The organism is Mesorhizobium sp. M7A.T.Ca.US.000.02.2.1 (assembly GCF_003996995.1).
Classification (GTDB): Bacteria; Pseudomonadota; Alphaproteobacteria; order Rhizobiales; family Rhizobiaceae; genus Mesorhizobium.
Window position 1 is genome coordinate 1 of record NZ_RZTT01000681.1, and the last position, 2,006, is coordinate 2,006.

The following is a 2,006-nucleotide window of genomic DNA, read 5'->3' on the forward strand; positions in this document are numbered from 1 at the left end:
GTCGGCCATTCCTTGGGCGGCGCGGCCGCCGCCAACGCCAGCGCCGGTTCGGTCAAGAACATCCCGCCGCTGGCGGCCGGACGCCTGGTGCTGATCGCGGCGCCAAGTTCCCTGCCGGCGATCTTTGCCGACTTCAGCCGCATGCTCAATGTCGGCCCGCGCTCGCAAGCCGCCATGGCGGACCGGGTCGAGCATCTTTCCGGCCGCCCCCTGCACGAATTCACCGGCGACCGCCAACTTGCCCAGGCGCCGGTGCCGACCCTGGTCATCCATGCGCAGGACGACCGCGAAGTATCGGCCGATCATGCAAGGCGCTATGCCGGCGCCGGCGGCCATGTGCGGCTCTACTGGGCCGACGGGCTCGGCCACCGCCGCATTCTCGCCGACAAGGGCGTGGTCGAACGCGCGGTTGGCTTCGTGGCGAATCGCGAGCCATTGCTGCTGCACTGAGCGGCGGTCGAGATTATTTCTTCTTCTCGCCGGGTTCGACCGGCAGTCCGGCGGCCTTCCAGGCGGTGTAGCCGCCAAGGATGTGCTTGACCGGCGAAAGCCCCATGTCCTGCGCCGTCTTTGTGGCCAGCGCCGAGCGCCAGCCGCCGGCGCAGAAGAACACGAAGTTCTTGCCCGAGGCGAAGAAGGGCTTGTGGTAAGGGCTTTCGGGGTCGATCCAGAACTCCAGCATGCCGCGCGTGACATGCTTGGCGCCGGGAATCTTGCCGTCGCGTTCCACTTCGCGTGGATCGCGCAGATCGACGAAGATGTTGTCTTCATCGTCGATCAGCCCGGCCGCCTCCTCCGGCGAAACCACCTCGATCACGGCGTTCGCCTCGTCCAGCAGCTCGCGATAACCCTTTTTCACGCTCTCATCCCTCCCGGCCTTGCTGGCGGATTTCGAGCACACCAGCCGGCGTTTGTCACGCCGCGCTGCCGCCGGCCAGCGTCCTCCAGGCCGCCATGGCCCCGGCTACCGTCGCCAGCAGGGCATTATGCGAGGCGCCGTCGCGCGCCTGGATCGACATGCCGTGCTGGACCGTGGCGAAGAAGGTCGCGGCGGCGCTCGCATCGAAATCCGCCGGCAATTCGCCTTCGGCAACGCCGCGCTCCAGACGCTTCTGCAGTGCGGTGTGGTTTTCGGCGCGACGACGGCGCAGGTCGTCGCAGATGGCGCCGCGGCTCGAATCCTGATGCAGTGCGCCCAGCGTGATCAGGCAGCCTTGCGGACGATCGCTCTGCGCATAGGCCCTCGCCGTCAGGCTTAGAAATTGTTCGATCGCCTGCCGCGCGGTCGGAGCTTCCTCCAGCGCCAGCCAGATGTCGGCACCCTCGGTGTGCGAGTAAAAATCCGTCGCCTCCAGGAACAGCGCCTCCTTGCTGCCGAAGGCAGCGTAGAGGCTGGGCGAGTTGATGCCCATGGCGGCGGTCAGCTCGCTCATCGATGCGCCTTCGTAACCACGGGCCCAGAACACCTCCATCGCGCGGCGCAGGGCTGCGGTTCGATCGAAAGTGCGGGGGCGGCCTCGTTCCGACATGATGCTCTTTTCTGTGTTGATCGATACATAATTAAGTTGACGCCGACGGGCAAGGCTGACAGGTATTTATGTGTCGATCGTTACAAAAGGAGAAATCGATGTCATCCAACCAACTGGGCGGCAAGGCCGCGCTCGTCACCGGCGGCAGTCGCGGCATCGGTGCGGCGATTGCGCGACGGCTCGCGGCCGACGGCGCCAGTGTCGCGCTGACTTATGTGCATGGCGAGGAGCAGGCCCGCTCGGTTGTCGCCGAAATCGAGGCCAAGGGCGGCCGCGCCATCGCGATCAAGGCCGACAATCGCGATGCGGTGGCCATAGACAAGGCCGTCGATGACGCAGTGACCGCCTTCGGCCGGCTCGACATCCTGGTCAACAGCGCCGGCATCTGGCGGGCCGCCCCCATCGACACGCTGTCGCTCGCAGATTTCGACGAGACCATGGAGGTCAATCTCCGGGCTCCATTCATCGCCTCGAAGG

3 protein-coding genes and 1 pseudogene are annotated in these 2,006 nt (G+C 66.0%); 2 read left to right on the top strand and 2 right to left on the bottom strand.

Features of this window, described 5'->3' with window-relative positions; genetic code table 11:
- Positions 1-450: pseudogene (locus EOD15_RS33465) on the top strand (alpha/beta hydrolase); the annotation flags it as partial.
- A gap of 13 nt (positions 451-463) precedes the next feature.
- On the opposite strand, the gene EOD15_RS33470 reads toward EOD15_RS33465, so the two are convergent.
- Entirely contained in the window at positions 464-859 is a 396-nt protein-coding gene (locus EOD15_RS33470) for a rhodanese-like domain-containing protein (protein WP_127322533.1), read from the bottom strand.
- A 55-nt stretch (positions 860-914) separates the two neighbouring features.
- Positions 915-1,529, bottom strand: a complete 615-nt coding sequence (locus tag EOD15_RS33475; RefSeq protein ID WP_127327410.1) for a TetR/AcrR family transcriptional regulator — start codon at positions 1,527-1,529, stop codon at positions 915-917.
- Positions 1,530-1,627: 98 nt separating this feature from the next.
- Between EOD15_RS33475 and EOD15_RS33480 the strand changes: the two genes are divergently transcribed.
- Positions 1,628-2,006 (top strand): SDR family NAD(P)-dependent oxidoreductase (locus tag EOD15_RS33480; RefSeq protein WP_127409252.1); only part of this gene is annotated, 379 nt, incomplete at its 3' end.

Bases quoted from the DNA above. Each gene is read 5' to 3' on its own strand.
- EOD15_RS33475 (WP_127327410.1), bottom strand. From the start codon at position 1,529: ATGTCGGAACGAGGCCGCCCCCGCACTTTCGATCGAACCGCAGCCCTG.